17 protein-coding genes are annotated in these 16971 nt (G+C 56.7%); 3 read left to right on the top strand and 14 right to left on the bottom strand.

The genetic code is table 11. The annotated features are described in order from the left end of the window. Positions 1-9: 9 nt before the first annotated feature. On the bottom strand, positions 10-456 hold the full coding sequence (locus OK142_RS22710) for a CopG family transcriptional regulator (RefSeq protein ID WP_498685347.1): 447 nt from the start codon (positions 454-456) through the stop codon (positions 10-12). Positions 457-465: 9 nt separating this feature from the next. Continuing rightward, positions 466-2460, bottom strand: coding sequence for a conjugal transfer protein TraG (locus OK142_RS22715; RefSeq protein WP_498685349.1), 1995 nt, complete (start codon positions 2458-2460; stop codon positions 466-468). 258 nt (positions 2461-2718) lie between these two features. On the opposite strand from OK142_RS22715, the gene OK142_RS22720 reads away from it, so the two are divergent. Further along, positions 2719-3438, top strand: a complete 720-nt coding sequence (locus OK142_RS22720) for a L,D-transpeptidase (RefSeq protein WP_498685351.1) — start codon at positions 2719-2721, stop codon at positions 3436-3438. A 203-nt stretch (positions 3439-3641) separates the two neighbouring features. Here the strand turns inward: OK142_RS22720 and OK142_RS22725 are convergent, their stop codons facing one another. The 3 genes from OK142_RS22725 to OK142_RS22735 all read right to left on the bottom strand — a co-directional run bounded on the left by OK142_RS22725 (position 3642) and on the right by OK142_RS22735 (position 5941). Beyond that, positions 3642-4547 (bottom strand): LysR family transcriptional regulator, encoded by a 906-nt coding sequence (locus tag OK142_RS22725; RefSeq protein ID WP_498685352.1) that lies wholly within the window; start codon positions 4545-4547, stop codon positions 3642-3644. Between the two features lie 209 nt (positions 4548-4756). Then, positions 4757-5371, bottom strand: a complete 615-nt coding sequence (locus OK142_RS22730) for an outer membrane protein (RefSeq protein ID WP_498685354.1) — start codon at positions 5369-5371, stop codon at positions 4757-4759. Between the two features lie 228 nt (positions 5372-5599). Next, positions 5600-5941: a DUF2285 domain-containing protein gene (locus OK142_RS22735; protein WP_498685356.1), complete on the bottom strand. Its 342-nt coding sequence runs from the start codon at positions 5939-5941 to the stop codon at positions 5600-5602. Between the two features lie 99 nt (positions 5942-6040). On the opposite strand from OK142_RS22735, the gene OK142_RS22740 reads away from it, so the two are divergent. Continuing rightward, entirely contained in the window at positions 6041-6295 is a 255-nt protein-coding gene (locus OK142_RS22740) for a helix-turn-helix domain-containing protein (RefSeq protein WP_498685358.1), read from the top strand. 82 nt (positions 6296-6377) lie between these two features. Here OK142_RS22740 and OK142_RS22745 read toward each other — a convergent pair whose 3' ends face one another. From OK142_RS22745 to OK142_RS22785, 9 genes are all read right to left on the bottom strand, one after another. Further along, complete coding sequence (locus tag OK142_RS22745) at positions 6378-7319, bottom strand: LysR family transcriptional regulator (protein WP_498685359.1); 942 nt, start codon at positions 7317-7319, stop codon at positions 6378-6380. Positions 7320-7489: 170 nt separating this feature from the next. Beyond that, positions 7490-8782 carry an NTP/NDP exchange transporter gene (locus OK142_RS22750; protein ID WP_498685360.1) on the bottom strand — a complete coding sequence of 431 codons (1293 nt, stop codon included), beginning with the start codon at positions 8780-8782 and terminating at the stop codon, positions 7490-7492. Positions 8783-8865: 83 nt separating this feature from the next. After that, entirely contained in the window at positions 8866-9711 is an 846-nt protein-coding gene (locus OK142_RS22755) for an SDR family oxidoreductase (protein ID WP_498685448.1), read from the bottom strand. A gap of 331 nt (positions 9712-10042) precedes the next feature. Beyond that, positions 10043-11029: an MBL fold metallo-hydrolase gene (locus OK142_RS22760; protein WP_498685361.1), complete on the bottom strand. Its 987-nt coding sequence runs from the start codon at positions 11027-11029 to the stop codon at positions 10043-10045. Between the two features lie 33 nt (positions 11030-11062). Continuing rightward, positions 11063-11752, bottom strand: coding sequence for a hypothetical protein (locus OK142_RS22765; RefSeq protein WP_498685363.1), 690 nt, complete (start codon positions 11750-11752; stop codon positions 11063-11065). 11 nt (positions 11753-11763) lie between these two features. Continuing rightward, a complete protein-coding gene (locus tag OK142_RS22770; RefSeq protein WP_498685364.1) occupies positions 11764-12870 on the bottom strand; it encodes an MFS transporter in 1107 nt (368 codons plus the stop codon). A gap of 220 nt (positions 12871-13090) precedes the next feature. Further along, complete coding sequence (locus tag OK142_RS22775; RefSeq protein WP_498685365.1) at positions 13091-13630, bottom strand: DUF2165 family protein; 540 nt, start codon at positions 13628-13630, stop codon at positions 13091-13093. Then, positions 13627-14319 (bottom strand): HAD family hydrolase, encoded by a 693-nt coding sequence (locus OK142_RS22780; protein WP_498685368.1) that lies wholly within the window; start codon positions 14317-14319, stop codon positions 13627-13629. Before OK142_RS22780 ends, OK142_RS22775 begins: the two co-directional genes overlap by 4 nt. Before the next feature lie 5 nt (positions 14320-14324). Continuing rightward, a complete protein-coding gene (locus OK142_RS22785) occupies positions 14325-15092 on the bottom strand; it encodes an AfsA-related hotdog domain-containing protein (RefSeq protein WP_498685372.1) in 768 nt (255 codons plus the stop codon). A gap of 268 nt (positions 15093-15360) precedes the next feature. Here OK142_RS22785 and OK142_RS22790 point away from each other — a divergent pair, with 268 nt between their 5' ends. After that, positions 15361-16275: a LysR family transcriptional regulator gene (locus OK142_RS22790; protein WP_498685375.1), complete on the top strand. Its 915-nt coding sequence runs from the start codon at positions 15361-15363 to the stop codon at positions 16273-16275. The last annotated feature ends 696 nt before the right edge of the window (positions 16276-16971 follow it).

Below are 16971 nucleotides of genomic sequence, written 5' to 3' on the forward strand. Positions count from 1 at the left end.
GCGCGACGATCACCGGTCGCCCTCATCCTGCTCACCACCGGTTCGTACGGCATCAACGTCCCGGGACAGCTCTTTCAGGAAGCGATCGCCGGTCGCCAAGCGCCGCCCGAGCGATTGCAGAAACCCGTCGAACCTCTCGGCGCCCTTCGCCCGTGCTGCGGCCTGGGCGCTCTCGGGCAGCGGCGGGGTCACGGTCAGCCAGAAACGGATGAACAGTGAGAGCGTCTCGCCAAGAATTGCGAGATCCTCGTCCAGCCCGTCCACCTGTCGACTGAGCTTGTCCATACGCCGGGCAAACACGGCCTCCAGCCGTTCGGAGGCATCAGCCGATAGGAAGGACGCGACAGCTGCTTCGATCACGGCCGACTTCGAGACATTGCAGCGCAACGCCAGCGCTTCCACTTTCTTCAGAAGATCCGGCTCGAAATAGACATTCATGCGGGCTTTGGTTTGCATGGCAGCTCCTTACAATTCAATGCCATCGGCTGGATCCATCGTCGCCTGGCGGGCGACGGCTGCGACCTGCTGGCGCATGGCGCGCGCCTTGCCGGCATCCACATCGGGTTCGTCCTCAAGGACGTCGAACTCGCCAATCATTGGCCGTTCGTCGGGGACAATCTCCTCATGCTCTGGCAGTTCCGGCTCGCGGCGGATCCCGGCATTGGCGGGATCGGTCGGGGTGGCATCTGGCAAAGATTGCGCAGATGTTGCGATAGGCTTCTGTGCCGTCATCCCCGACCAGTCGTCACCTGATGGGGTTTTCGGCGGCTGGGGATTGCCAAACAGATCTGGCGGCGGCAGCAATCGCTCCTTAAAGCGCTCGTCTTCGTAATATCGCGCTTTCCTCGCTCGGATCGGCGGGACGCCCGCAACCAACAGCAACTCGTCGGTGGGCGGAAGCTGCATTACCTCGCCTGGGGTGAGCAGCGGACGAGCCGTTTCCTGTCGCGATACCATGAGATGACCGAGCCAAGGGGACAGCCGGTGGCCGGCATAGTTGGTGGAATCGCGCATCTCCGTCGCGGTACCGAGCGAATCCGACACGCGCTTGGCGGTCCGTTCGTCGTTGGTCGCGAAGGCGACACGCACATGGCAATTGTCGAGCACGGAATTGTTCGGACCATAGGCCTTCTCAATTTGGTTGAGGCTCTGCGCGATCAAAAAACTTTTGATGCCGTAGCCGGCCATGAAGGCGAGTGCTGACTCGAAGAAGTCCAGTCGTCCCAGCGCCGGAAACTCGTCAAGCATTAGCAACAGGCGGTGGCGATCAGCAGAACCGTTCAGTTCCTCGGTCAATCGCCTCCCCACCTGATTGAGGATCAGGCGGATGAGCGGCTTGGTGCGGGCGATGTCGGAAGGGGGCACGACGAGATAGAGGCTGACGGGTCGCTTTCCTGAGACGAGATCAGCGATGCGCCAGTCGCAGCGCGCCGTCACTTTTGCCACGACGGGATCGCGGTAGAGGCCGAGGAACGACATGGCTGTGGATAGAACGCCCGACCGTTCGTTGTCGGACTTGTTCAACAGCTCCCGCGCCGAGGAGGCGATGACAGGATGGACACCTGCTTCGCCCAGATGTTGCGTCGACATCATAGCGCGAAGCGTCGCTTCCACTGGCCTCTTCGGGTCGGACAGGAAATTGGCGACACCCGCCAGCGTCTTGTCTGCTTCGGCATAGAGGACATGCAGGATCACGCCAACCAGCAGCGAATGGCTGGTCTTCTCCCAATGGTTTCGCCGATCAAGCGCGCCTTCGGGATCGACCAAGATGTCGGCGATGTTCTGGACATCGCGCACTTCCCAGTCGCCGCGGCGCACTTCCAGAAGCGGATTGTAAGCCGAGGATTTGGCGTCCGTCGGATCAAACAGCAACACGCGGCCATGCCGCGCGCGAAAGCCCGCCGTCAGGCCCCAGTTCTCACCCTTGATGTCATGGACGATGACGCTGCCGGGCCAGGTCAGCAGTGTTGGCACGACGAGGCCGACGCCTTTGCCAGAACGAGTCGGCGCAAAACACAAGACATGCTCCGGCCCGTCATGGCGCAGATAGTCGCGATTGACCATTCCAAGGACCACGCCGTCTGGGCTGAGCAGTCCGGCAGCCTTCACTTCCTCAGAGGTTGCCCAGCGCGCCGAGCCGTATGTGGCGACGTTCTTGGCTTCACGTGCCCGGATGATCGACAGGGTAACGGCAACAACAATAGAGAAAAGACCGCCGGACGCCGCGATAATCGCCCCCTCGACGAAGATCGCGGGAGCGTAGGCATCGTAGGAATACCACCACCCAAAGAAGGCTGGAGGATAGTAGACCGGCCAATCGGCCAACTCGAACCAGGGCGTGCCGAGTTGCGCCTGAAAGCCAAACCGCCATGCGGTCCACTGCGTCGCACCCCAGATCGTCGCCAGGACGATAACGACGACGATGATGATTTGGCCCCAAAGGACACGGCTTCCTGACATACAGGCTCCAATCGGCAAATGACTCGGAGCCGATCAGAACATATGCCGTTTCGGGGTACGCAATCGAAAAGAGTTTCCAGCGTGATGTCGGATGCCATGGAGAAGAAATGGGACGGAATCGACACGGAGAATTGCGTGCCACAAGGTGCACGGCGTTATAACTTCTAGTTATGACTACAATCACCCATAACCAATAGACATTTCATCATCCTTAAATCTACTTTTGGTCAGATAACCAGCTATGGAATGTGCTTGAGTATGACCAACACCCTTCGATTATCTCGGCGAACCTTTGTGCTGGGGTCCATTTCCGCAAGCGCAGCGCTCGCTGGATGCACGTCCACAATGCCGAACCGTGACCCTACCCCCCAGCCAGTCACAATAGGAAATGTCGTCGGGGCTGCGCCATTGTCGGAGCTTGACGCGCGTTACGCCGCCCTTGAAGATGGCGGCCATTTGATCCCGGCGGTGCCTTATCAAAAAATGGATCCCCAATATTTGCGGCAGCGTGTTGTCGACCCAACCGGCGAGCCTGCCGGCACCGTGGTTGTCGATACGCCTGGACGCTTCCTCTATGTGGTGGAGTCGGACGGCATGGCAATGCGGTACGGTGTAGGCATAGGTCGTGACGGCTTTGCCTGGGAGGGTGAAGGTACGATTCATTGGCGACAGCCTTGGCCACGATGGAAGCCCCCAAGCGAAATGATTGCGCGGCAGCCTGAATTGGAAAAATATTCCGTTGCCAATGGCGGAATGGATCCTGGGGTCAGAAATCCTTTGGGCGCGCGCGCTCTATACATCTTCCAGAACCGGCAAGACACGCTGTATCGCCTTCACGGCTCGCCAGAGTGGTGGTCCATTGGGAAGGCGACTTCGTCCGGCTGCGTGCGACTGACTAACCAAGACGTCATCGATCTATACGGCCGTGTTCCTTATCACGCGCGCATCGTCGTCCATCAGGTTCCACTTAGTGCGTAAAAAACTTGGGCCCGATAGGGATCATCTCGATATCAAAGCAAACCGCATGTTTGCAAACGAACACTTGCTCTCGAAGCGCGCTTGTTGCGACGGGAAAGACTTCGGTGCCTCGGGATCAATATCCGACACCTCTGAGTCGTAGATAGACGAGGCTTCAAAATAGGCTTTCAAGGCATTGCAGATTACAGCGTACACTCCGTAACTCAGTCCGTAATTCCTTCCACGGAACGTAGTTTCGGAACGACAAAATCAGTGAAAGCGCGAACAACAGGTCTCATAAATCTCGTGGACGGGTAAGTCAGGAAAACCTCCGTTGGCTTTACCACATATTCGGGAAGCACCCGGACAAGCAATCCTTCGGAAAGCTCACTGAAAACTAGGTTTACTTGTACAGGTCCGACTCCACGGCCTGCTAACAAACTATTTGTCAAAACCTGCGCGCTGTTTGTTTTCAGCACCGGTCTAACAGTGACTTCGGTCACGTTGTCGTCCTTGCAGATCGTCAGGCTGTTGCGCGCGGAAAGGATAGTCGTCGTCGCCACGATATCGCTCTCTGAAAGTCGCTGCAGAGATTCAATAGGCCCTAGGCGTTCGATATATTCTGACGACGCAACAAGAATCCTTTGTATCCATCCAATGCGTCTCGCTATGACTTCTTGACGCTCGATTTTGCCGAAACACACGGAAAGATCGAAGTTCTCATAGACGAGGTCGACATTGCGATTATTCAGAACCAAATCGACGGTAACAGCAGGATGTTCATCCTGAAACTGCATGATCATCCCATGAAGATGGTGAGCACCCAAGCATGATGGCGCATGCACTCTCAGGCTTCCTTCGATTTCACCCATATCGCGACGAACACCTTCCATCGCAGCGTCGATCGACGCCAAGGCATTCCGGCTTGCCTCATACAGCGTCATTCCATGAGCTGTTGGTCGGACACTTTTCGACGATCTTTCGAGAAGGCGCGCGTTCACATGACGTTCAAGATTACGCAGGTGCTTAGTAACGGCAGGTTGGGAGATCGCCAGATCGCGTGCGGCACCGGTAACCGACCCTTTTTCGACCGTTCTGACGAATGCCCTTAGGGCCATGTTGATGTCCATCAATAACCTCTGGTTATGATTAGAACTACACCATAACCAATGAACATTACTCCGACAATCGGGATTGAAGGCTGAACGATTTCACCCTCGCGAGCGCATTGACCTCACCAATAGTCGCTTGGTGAGGTCGAGTAAGCTTCGTTATGTCCGATTCTTTTGATATTCGACTTGGGCCAAAGATTTCAAAATCTTGCAGCGACCTTAAATCATTAGAACTTGTAGCTTGCCCCGAACAAAACCTTCTGCTGGGTTGCGCCGAACTCGCCAATGTCGGAGCCGAAATCCTTGTTGCCGAAATCGGAATATCGATATTCGCCACGGACCAGGATGTTGTCGGTTACGGCGTGCTCGACACCAGCGCCGGCTGTCCAGCCGATCAGGATATCGTCCTTCTTGCCCGCACCCGGTACGTCAACCTTGCCACCAGCGGCGGCAACACCTGCAGTTCCGAAAAACAAGGTCCGATCCCAAGCATAGCCTACTCGGGCGCGGCCCGACGCGTCCCATTCAAGATTGGCTTCATTGCCCTTTTCGAAATTGTAGTTGAAGTCGTTTTCGATGCCATAAACGACATTTCCATTCTGGAAATTGTACCCGGCATGGAGGCCGGCCGTTCCGCTATCGATGTTTTGGTCGGATTCTCCGACGGTCGCCTGATTCCAGGAATATCCACCTTGACCGCCGATGTAAAAGCCAGACCAGTCGTAAGTCGAAGAGGTTGGCTGCTCAACGGGAGGAGCGGGCTGCTCATAAACAACATCGGCTGCAAGTGCTGGAATAGCTGAAAGCGCCAGCGCGGCGAATGTAAAGAGTCTTAAACGCATGAAGATGCCCCATCGTTAGTTTTGCGAAAAGAGAGGGCGATCGCTACACGTGTTCCCTGCTCATATGTGACATTATGAGCGAACCAATATTGCGGCGTGTCTTTTCATATTATGTTTTGTTGCGGCTCTTAACGGCTTCGTTGCAGCCAGCGGGGGAAGAATAAAGGCACACAGCGACCATCTTTGCGCAGCGCTCCGCCGACAGCTTCGGCTCTTCGGTATGGGACATCATTCAGAACCGGTCTGCTCCGGTGCTTCCATCATGAAGGACAGTGCGCCGTGGGAGCGTGCATTTTCAACGGCCTGTTCTAAGAGCGTGCGATAACCAATCTTGGCCATCCACTGTGCGCGTGCCAAATGGCTTTTCCAGCATGCGTTGGATAGGTCTCTATCCGCGAGCGGATCGCGATGCAGCACGATCCGGGCCACGTCTGCCCAGTCGGCGCGGTCTGCCTCGGCATCCAACAGACGCAGATAAGTCACGAAATGCGCCTCGTCATAGAGGGTCACCTCCTGCTCAATCGGAGCCAAATCGTCGACGTCGGGATCCAGGTCCGGCCTAACTCGCATCTGGTCCTCCTGGGACCCAAAATTGCAATCCTGAAATGGGATAATCCCAAATCAGGATTACCGGAGTTGCTCCCCATTTTCAACGGAGAGCATCTTCGAATGCAGAAATCCTTGCGCTCGCCGCGCCAACATCGACTTCAGATACTTCTGACAACGGCACGCAAAGACCGAAACCTGACCCAGTCTGAGCTGGCCCAGCGGTTGGACAAACCGCAATCCTTTGTTGCCAAATATGAAAACGGAGAGCGGCGGATCGATGTCATCGAGTTTCTCGATATCGCCGGCGCACTCGAAATTCGGCCGACCGATATTCTCGATCAAATTGATACGATTTCCAGTTTGGGGAGAAGTTAATTCGGGCGGGATTGTCTTGGAGCGACTAGACCCATTGGCCGTGGAAGGATGCGCGCGTCGAAGGTTCGCTCGTCTAAAAGAGTCAAGTCGATCGATCCGACTTGCTCATCTCAATAGCGAGTTCGAGCAGGTTCTTCAGCGCCGGGCTCCGATTGTGTGGCGACCATACCGCGCTGAAACGCGCTTGTTCCGTTTCGTCTGCGATCAGTCGAAACGCCACTCCGGGAAACGGCACATGCGTCGTTGCCTCGGGAATAAGGGTCGTTCCTTCGCCATCGGCGATCATGTGCATCAAGGTATCGCGGCCGACATCACAACGCCGGATGGTCGGCGTTCGATCAAGCTCGGCGATACGACGGGTGATGTGGTTCAGCAATTGCGGACCTTCGCCACCTTGCCGAACAAGAAAAGTTTCCTTGGCCAGATCAAGCCAACCAAAGCTTTCGGTCGTCGCAAGAGGGTGATGGACTGGTACCGCGACAACGAAAGGCTCACTCCAGATCAGGCGAGAATGGCAGTCCGGCTCCATAGCGCCGCCGATAACAATGGCGATGTCGAGTGAGCCTTCCCGGACCTTTCGGATTGTGTCGGCCGATCGTCCTTCGGTTATCACGAGCTCGACATTCGGGAATTCTTCCCGATACCGGCGGCGGAGATTAGCGAGGAAGCCGGCTGCAATGGAGGAATGCAGCCCGATGTTGAGACGTCCAACCACACTTTTTGAAAGCGCGCCGGCTGTCTTGATAGCATGATCGAGATGCTCAATACCTGCTGAGACCTCATCAATGAAGCTGCGTCCCGCCTCCGTTAACCGAACGCCGCGATGGCGCCTTTCGAAGAGCAGGATACCTAGATCTTCTTCCAATGCCTTGATCCGGGTGCTTACGCTGGATTGGCTGACCCCAAGCCTATTGGCCGCGTGCCGGAAATTGAGATATTCGGCGACAACGATCGCCTGCTTGAGAGCAACAAGGGGTATTCTCCCGGCACGGCGGCTTAGCGCATTCTCATCGTCGCTTGCCATATATGGCGCTGTAAGTCTCATCGTTACCTATTGCTGGAATTTGCATCTCAGCGCAGACGCCGCCGCTCAGTGGGAATCGCGGCGACCTTGAGCATCGAATTTCCTCTTGCTGACGATCCGAGCCGCGAACGCGATGGTCGGTCGTAGCGGCCTCCCCCTTTATTGCTCGATCAACGGGCGACCATTTCTCCCTCCAAACGACGATGCTGGCGAATTGTGTACATAGCCGAAAACACCCAGGCAAAGGCGATTCCCGCTCCTGCGAGCGCGCCCATCTGTGGACTCAACAATAAGTCGGCTGCTGTCTTCAGCCAGCCGCTGACGGCGTCGGCGCCGCGGTAGACGACCGTGTCAATGAAGTTCTTGGCCTTGTACTTGTCGGCCGTTGGCACCGAGGTGAAAAGCATCTCGCGTCCAGGACGAACGAGTGCGTATTCGCCGACACGGCGGATTACCATCACCACCACGAACATGCCGAGTGCTGAAGAGGCACTGAGCATCAGGAAGCCAGCGGTCATTACGATCGGGACGGTCAACAGCAGAGCGCGAATGCCGATGCTAGTGGCGATACGCCCGGTCAGAAAGACCTGGATCAACAGCGTCAAGAATTGAACGGTCGCATCGACACCTGAGAAGAAGCGCGTTTGCTCAGCTCTGTCCGTGAAATGTTCGGCGACAAAACGGGCCTGCTCGAAATAAAGAAACGTGCTAACGCTGGCGAGGAGGACCACGAAGGCTGCGATACCGAGCAGAATGGGCGAGGTTAAGACATGTAACGCGCCCTCGAAAGGATTGCCTCCGAGCGGCGTTCGGGCCGGCTGTTCCTGGGAGATTGTGGCGGTCCTATCCCCGATCGACGTTTGCCCCGTTTGAATGAATTCAGAACACACGACCGTACCGATAAGCATTAGCGCGGCGACGACAAGAAGCCCGGCATTGCCGATGCTGGTGACGAACAGCACACCAATCAGAGGGCCGACGAGCCCGCCAAGGCTGGCACCCGCCGCCATGATCGCGAAGAGCCGCTTGGCCTGCTCAGAATTAAATACATCAACCAGCACGCTCCAGGCGAGGGAAATTGCCATGAGATTGAAGACCGAGAGCCAAACGAAGAACAGCCGTGCCAGCCAGACCGTCTCTCCGTACAGGTGAATTGCGAGTGCGAAGCACAATATGTTCAGACCGAGGAAGCCGAAGATCCATCGAGTGATGTTGCTTCGTTTTACCTTTGAGACGAGCCACCCGAAGAGCGGAGAAACGACCAGGGTGGCAATAAATGTTGCGGTAAACAACCACTGAAGATTGTTGACGCCGCCGACGACCCCCATGGTTTCGCGAATTGGCCGCATCGAAAAATAGCAGACAAAGAGCGAGAATAGCATCAGGAAGCCCGCGACGACCGGTGCTGCTTCTTTTCTGTCGATACCCAATAGGCGCATGCTGGTAGACTGCAAAATTGACATGAGGATTCCTTTTGGGCGGCGGGGAGCGAGCAGCTCGTGCCTTAACTTGCACAAGCGCGATCCGCGGCCTGGGCCAATCGCAATTAGGTGTTGGTAAGCTGGACACTCAGATCGCGTAAGCGTGCGCGCGCCTCCCGATCGTAGGCTTGGGAGCTCGCCCGGGATTCTCCCTGTCCGCTAAAGTACAGGCCCGTGCTGCTTGCTAATTTAGGTGAATTGACGAGATGCAGTACCGCATCCGCACCTTCGTCGACGGTACTCCAAGGCTGGATCCCGGCATCCCGCACCATTGGCGTGTCCATATAGTTTGCCGGGTGGACTGAGTTCGCGGTGACGCCGGAACCTTGTAGCTCCTGAGCGAGATCGATCGTAAACATGATCAACGCCAGCTTGCTTTGCCCGTAAGCGCGCTGAGCATTGTAGTTCCGCGCCAACATGACATCGTCAAAGTCGAGGGCGTTTTGCCCGGATGACGCAACATTGATGATCCGAGCCGGCTGGCTTGCCTTCATGAGTGGCAGCAACCGGTTCGTCAGAGCGAAAGGCGCAAGATAGTTGACCGCAAACCGCAGCTCATGACCATCCCCGCTCACTTGGCGGCCTTCGCCGGGCTCGCCGTTGAAAATGCCGGCGTTGTTAATTAGCACATCCAGACGGTCGTTTTCCTTCGTCACCGCTTCGGCAAAGGCTTTGACTTCGGCGAGGGACGAAAAGTCGGCCGCGTAGAAGCGAGCCTGGCCGCCGGCATTGCGGACAGCGGCCACGACCTCCTCGCCCCGTCCCCGGCTCCGGCCATGGACAAGGATGGTCGTTCCCGGTGCCGCAAGACGTTCGGCAAGTCGGCGCCCCATGCCGCTCGTTGATCCGGTGATGAGGATCGTCCGTTTTGCTGTTGCATCAGCCGCTTTCGCGGAAATAGTTTGCTGCATGATCGCCGGGCCAACCAATGCTGCGCCCGCCGCAAGTGAGAACATCGTCAATAATCGTCGGCGCTCGATGCCTGCGGGGGTGACGTCAACGATCACCTGCGGGTGTTTGGCATTTCCAGGTTGGGCAGTGTTGGGCATTCGTGTTCCTTTCGGATTCCTGCGGGATGCTCTGAACAAGAGATTGGTGTCGTGCCGTATGAGTGCCGACTGCGTGCTCGGGTAAGCTCTGGGCCGGTCACGGTGTCATCGGAAAAGCTCGACCGACTTCTCTGCGGCTTGGAGAGACCTTACGGACGGTCGGCGTGACGCATTTTCAGTAGGAGCCAACCGTCTAGCCATACTGCGGCGACCAGGGGCTCGGAACATAGACGAAGCCATCTCCCTCTTTTCGGACATGTCCATGCGCTGGGAACGGGAAATGATAGCCGGCCACGTGCAGCCGGTCAGCAGCAGCTCGGTCAAGGAGCCGCCGCCTCGTCTGCGCCGCCAAGGCCCGGTCCATGTCGAACACAGGCTGCCAGTCAGGATAGCGCACGAAAAGTGCAGGATTGTTTGCCACGTCGCCAAGCACCAGCAGCCCGTCGGACCCCGAGGCGATTTGATAGACCGTATGGCCGGGGGCATGGCCGTAAGCCGGAATTGCTGTAATACCCGGCACGATCTCTCGCTCGCCAGAGATACGAATGATGTCGCTGGCGACAGGTCCGAGGACGCGCACCGCGTTCCTGAAAAAGGGTTTTGCGGCATCCACCGCACGGCTGGCGATCGCGTCATCGAGCCAGTAATCCAACTCTGCTTGCGGCGCGTGGATGGTCGCGTTTGCAAACAACAAATCACCTGATGCCGAGCGCAGGCCGGAAATATGATCCGGATGAAGATGCGTTAGAAGCACAACATCAATCGTGCCCGGATCGATGCCCGCAGCTGCAAGCCCTTCTGACATCCGCCCTGCTGTCGGGCCGAAAAAATCAGCCGCGCCAGCATCAATGGCGACCGTGTGCTGTCCGGTCTCAACGATCAGGGTCGTGAAGTTGATCGGGAAACGGTCGGTTGGTTGGAAAGCGTCCGAGAGTGCCGCCTGTACCGTCGCCAGCTCGGCATTGGTGACAACTCGTTCGAGCGGCGGCCCCGCGAAACCACCGTCCTGAATTGCGGTTACGGTGAAGGCCCCGACCCGATAGCGATAGATACCGGGATTTGAGAGCGCCGACTTTGTACATCCCGTTTGTGCCTCCGCGACGCCGGTGGGAAGCAACGTTCCCGACATGGTAGCGAAAGCCGCAAGGCCAGCGAGCTTGAGATGATCACGTCTGTTCATGAAAATGCACTCCTTTGCGGTTGATGCAAGCGACTATGAGGCCCGAGCCATCAGCCCCTTCTCAGCGAGCCATGAGTCATGCAGCCATTTTTCGGTCTTGCGGTGCCCGGGAAACGTCACCCAGACGATGTCCCGCTCGAAGACCATCACCTTGCGATCCGCGCCCACGATGACCCACATCCAGCGGCCATCGGCGCTGTTGCGCATCTTCACCTTCATGCCGGTGAGCGTCAGATTCTCGACTTGCCCGTTGCGGGAAATGCGCAACGGCTCGTTATGTGGTTCGATCCAACTGATCTTCAGAACCGGCAACAGATCAGGAGCCGACTCTCGAAGGAAATCGATGGCGATGGCCCGACTGTCCTCGCGGGACGGTAGCTCGCCGCCGACCAAATCGAGGTCCATCCGAACGAACCCTTTGAGGCGACCGTCCGTGGCAATGACTGTGCTGAAATGTTCGCCTCCGAGCACCGAGTTTCGATCGTCGTTGCGTTTGTAGCGCACCAGTTCTGCGTGCTCGCCATCGACAGATATGAAGCGACGAGCCGCTTCACGATAGGCCGTTGGCATAAAGCGCGCTGCGGTGATCGCAGAAGGTTGGATAGCAGTATCTGCGTTAGTCATAGCTTTTCCTTCGTTAGAGTCGGCGAGCGCTGCAGTGGCAGCCCCTGCCAAAAGCCCTAGACTCGTGAACCAAGCGATTGATGCGCGGATGCTCGTCATTTTCATTCTCCTTATGTATCGGACGGCTTTGAGCGACCTACGGCGAGGCTTAAGGTGCCAAGCAAAAGCAAGGCGATTGGTAAGATGAAGAGCGGAATGGTTCCGATCGCCGCCAACGCTTGCGCGATCGGGGGCGCAATGCTCGCGCCGAGGAACAGCGTGAATGTATAAACCGACAAAGCGAGGCCCCTATTGGTATTGGTTGCGCGCCCCGCGATCGTCGCAATTAGCCCTGGGATCGCAACCGCGACGCCGGCAGACAGCAACATGCCCGCCAGCATAAGGACTTTTGGGGTGCCGGCGACCGCCAGGCCAAGAGACAATGCGGCCAAAAGCAAGCCGAGCTGGGCAGTTGCCAACGCTCCAAAGTGACGCGTTAAAGGCGCGGCCGCGAAGGTCAGTAGCAAAGGAGGCAGGCCGATCAGCCTCAGCATCTGGACATCCATTTTGAGATCAGCGTCGAGCGCCTGAACGCCGGCATGGAAGGAAACGAAACCGAATAATACTGTCGTGGCGGCAGCCCAGGCGCCAAGGATGCTGCGTTCGCGCAAGAGCGCCTGGAGTCTCCCGCCACTGGCATTGCTAGGCGTGCCCGTTTCCGCGGCACCGGAACGTGAAGTGGAGAAGAGCCCGATAGCTCCAAGGAGATAGAGGGGCGCAATGGCAAGCATGATCGCCGGGAGACCTCCCTCCACCCAAGCCGCAAAAAACTGCGCCAACGGGGCCGCGCCGAGGAACGCGAAACTCATCAGAGAAACTGCAAACGACCGTTGCGAAGGCGGAAGGCTCTCGGTGACAAGTGAGAGGGCCACGGGAGGGAACGAAGAGGCCGCCAACCCTTGAAGCGCACGGGCCGCCAGCAGAAGGCTGAAACTTGACACCAGACCAAGAACAGCCGTCGCCAGTCCAGTTGCAACGAGGCCTAAGACAAGAACAGGCCTTCGGCCATAACGGTCAGAAAGTGGCCCGAAAATCAAAAAACCTGTGGCATAGGCAATCCCGAACGCAGACCCGGCCAGCGCGGCGCGGCCCGGTTCGACCTCGAAGCGTGTAGCGATGTCACCGACCAACGGAATCGTTACATAGAGCTGCCCGACGACCAAAAAGGCGCTGGTCATAAGGAACGTCATAAGCCATAGGTGGCGAAGCGGCATGTGGAGGTTCCCACTGCTCAGACGTCATATCGCTATGACATCAGGTGAATGTTTCGGGTTACATTACAGTCTGCTTTGTCTGGCTAAGTCCTGGCAGGCTCTGCCGATCAAGTGCCTCAAGAGCCTTAGGAGATGGCCCCAAGCCCTCTTATGAATGTCGAAATATCTCCAATCTCTGCCTATTTTAGTTGGTGCCGATCCGGTCCTTGTTCTCTTCCGAATGCCGCTCAAGCGACCTGTTTGCGATGTACGCCGTCGAAATTATGCTGATGATCAACAACGTCATGTGGACCTGTTGAATGGCACCCTGTTTGATCCAGTAGCCGAACCAGAACCCCCCAACCATGAACGCGATCCAAAGCATCATGAAACAGGTAAGGGCTCTAATGGCGGTGGTTCGTGCCATTTCGATATCGCAGACGTTTCTTCGGATGCTTGCGAAAGTAAGTTGAACGGCTGCCTTCCAGAGATATCCAGCAATCGCCGCTTGGATCACGACGATGACCCAAAGGAATACCTCCGCCGTACCGGGTATCGCCCATGCACGCCAAAGCAGGCCAGCGCCGAGGGCGTCCTGATCTCCTGCAAGAAGGCGCATTTGGAGCATCGCGCCAAGGAAAAACCGATTGGTGATCGGATCAGTGGCGTTGTTGATGACGGCAACCGTCATCCAACTTGCAATCCCAACCATCAAAGCGCTTTTTGAGAGGAGAACGGAGTTCACGCCGCTACTCCCGGTTTTGACACGCACCGCTGTGAGAGGATCGGCCATCCGACTTGATGCGCGTGATCGACAAGAGCCCCCTCATCTCCCAAAACAGTTGGATTGCCGACGAGTTCGAGAAGCGGCAGGTCGGATAGATGGTCGCCATAGGCGAAGCAAGCGTGCGTCTGGACTTTGAGACGAGAAGCCAACTGTTTGGCCGACTGAGCCTTGCCGGCTCCTATCATCACTGGGGGAATAATTTCGCCAGTGTAGTAGCCATTCTTCTCCTGCAAACGTGTTGCAAGGATGAAATCAGCATCGATCAACTTTGCGAGAGGTTGAAGGATATCGATTGATGAACCTGAGACGAGCACAATCTGATGCCCGGCGCTCTTATGTATTCGCAACCTGTCCATGGCGCACGCGATGAAGAACTCATCGCTCTTCTCCCGGGCTTCATCGAACCATTTCCGGGCGGCCTCTCTGACGGATTCAGCCTCGAGTCCCTTATAAGACCTCCAATAGATGCGGTTGATTTCGGAGCGGTCGATCCCTTTATCGCTCAACCGGCGCAAACCCTCGATGACTTCGTCAGCGTCGGCAATCATGTTGTGTTGATCAAGGAACCGCATGAAGGCGAACATGCTCTTCGTGCGGATCAGAGTTTCATCAACGTCGAAGAACGCAATGATGGTTGCTTTGCTCATGGCATTTACCCAGCCAATGCTTGTGGTCGAACGCTCTCTTGAGCGGCACCGGCAAAGGCGCGGACCGCTGCTGCTCCCTTGCTCATTTCCTTCGGTTGGAGAAAACCCGACTCGAAGAGGGAATAGGTAGCAATGATCTCCGTAGTTTTATCGCCGTTTTGCCAGACGCTGAGGGCTGCCGAGATGACGACCCGGTCCGGCCGCGTTTCATCCAGAGTCGTCAACTGATATTCGATCTCTGCCGGGAGCGGAAAGGTGAAGGCGTGAAACCGTGCCGCGATGTCGTTAAAGACCACGTAGGACTTGCGATTGCCAACGTCGCCCATATGACCGAGTTCACTAACGGCGATGAACATCTGTCGGCAGGCCTCGATCAACACCATCCCCTGCACGTGCTGTCCGGTGGCATGATCGAGCAAGAGTTCGTTCTGTGCGGACAAGATCAACTGGGACCGATAGCAATCACTTGCCACCAGCACAGGCGTCGAGATCAGAATATTTTCCAAACGATGTTTATGGGTGATCGCCAGCGATGCCACAGAAGGCATGTCGCGGCGATTCCATAATGCCAGCGACTGGGTGGCACCACTTCGATGGGCCAGGGTCTCCACAGCGGCTTTCTCGGCTTCGGAGAGGCCCTGCCCCGCGACGAGCAGGTCGTCTAGCTCAAAATCACCGTCTCTCATTTTATCGCAGGCTTCCGACAACGAAAGCGCGCCGCAATGTTTTGAGAAGTCACTAAAGTGGTCCGATACGACAACGAATACAGACATGTTTCTTCCTTTCCTTGCCTGGTTGATCGCCGATGTTCCTCCCTAATGTTTGCCACTTGTTGCTGGGCTAAGTGCAGTAGTCGGGCATCCACGACGTACAGTCAGCGCAGCACTCATGGCGGCGTTCCAACACCCAAAACTCTCGTCGGAACGCAGCTCGGTTTTAGTAGTGATCGACAGCTATCCGGCACCCCCGGTCTTTTGCCACCGCAATTGAAAAATGCAGGGGCGCTTGTGATCAGTCCAATTAATTGTCAATATAGCCGTCATGAAGCGAATTCATCTTGGCAACGTCGATCTGAACCTTCTGGTGATTTTTGATGCGATCGCCGCCGAGCGGCACGCAACAAAGGCGGCCGGGCGCCTTGGATTGACCCAACCGGCCGTCAGCCATGCCTTGAGCCGGCTTCGCCATCTCTTCAATGATCCACTTTTCGTGCGATCACCCAAAGGGCTGGTTCCGACCTCCATGGCGACGGAGCTTGAACCTGCCGTCCGCGCCGTGCTCGAGCAGGTGGAAGCCGTGCTGCAAATGGAGCGTGCTTTCGATCCCGCAACGACAACTCGCCGTTTTGTAATCGGCCTGTCGGGGTATTCGGCCTTCGTGTTGCTGCCGCCATTAATGGAACGGATGAATTCGCTGGCGCCGGATGCATCGCTTATCGTCAAGCACACGAACATCAACCTTGGGCTGTCCATGCTCGAGCAGGGAGAGGTGGAGCTCATCGCTGGCGTGTTCCCTAGCCCTCCAGCATTTCTTCGCGAGGAGTTGCTATATGTGGAAGATTTTGTGTGTGCCGGTCGTGCAGGCCATCCCTTGCTCAAGGAAGACCTGGATCTCGAAACCTATCTCTCACTGCGGCATCTCCACGTCTCGATGCGAGGGGATCCTCATGGAATTGTCGACAACGCCTTGGACGATCTTGGCCGTCGACGCACTGTTGCACTAACGGTTGGGCACTTTCTGATAGCACCGCTTCTCGTTCAAGATTCTGAACTCGTCGCCACCGAACCTCGGCGCCTATTCGAACGCTGGAGCGGACCGGAACCACTACGTCTGGTTCGCCCACCGATTGCCATACCGTCATTCCGTGTTGTGCAAACCTGGCATGGGCGTTACGAAAACGACCCCGCGCACATGTGGCTTCGCGAAATGATCCGCAGCATTGCAAGCACTGTCTGACAAATGCACGGCTGACAGTGGATCATCCACCGTACACGATGTAACAAAGTGGGCACTATCAACGATATCGCACGCATGGTGATGTGGATTGTGCCATGATCGAGAAGCCAATTCGCCCTCAAAGTAAAAGGGTTGGCTCCTGTCGAAATGTGGCCAGCGCCTTATGCTCCGCTACAGGAGCGGCAGTAACAGCGCACACAGCATTTACGATCCGTCCGCCCAGGATCAGCGTTCCTTCTCGGACGAGGACGTGAATACGAGGACGGGGTCGAGGAATTTCTGGCGATCGGGGGCGGACTGAAGATGCTCGTAGTGTGAGGCACCCGGGATTTCCGTGAATTCGACCGACGCCGCATTGGTCAGGTGTGCCAGCAGGGTTTGCCCGTCGATTGGGCGCGATCAGAAATCATTCGCCGAGCGAAGGGTTAACACATGGGCGCGGATGAAAGAGGCATCGAATATCTGGCGGCCATTCACCATTTTCAATGGTGTCGGCGGTCGGTCCTGGTGGAAACCTGAAATTCGGAAGCTCGCGTTTAGCCGCAGTTTCGTCGCCCTCCAACTCAATTGTGGGTGCGACGATGCCAACTCTTTCCCTTGCCATGATCGCAAGCCACGGGCCAAAACCTCCTATTGTCCCGCGCGTGTGGCGGGTCTTCGCCGATACATCGAACCGCAAGGCATGATTTCGCTTTG

The organism is Agrobacterium sp. BT-220-3, from assembly GCF_025910175.1.
GTDB classification, from domain to species: domain Bacteria; phylum Pseudomonadota; class Alphaproteobacteria; order Rhizobiales; family Rhizobiaceae; genus Agrobacterium; species Agrobacterium oryzihabitans.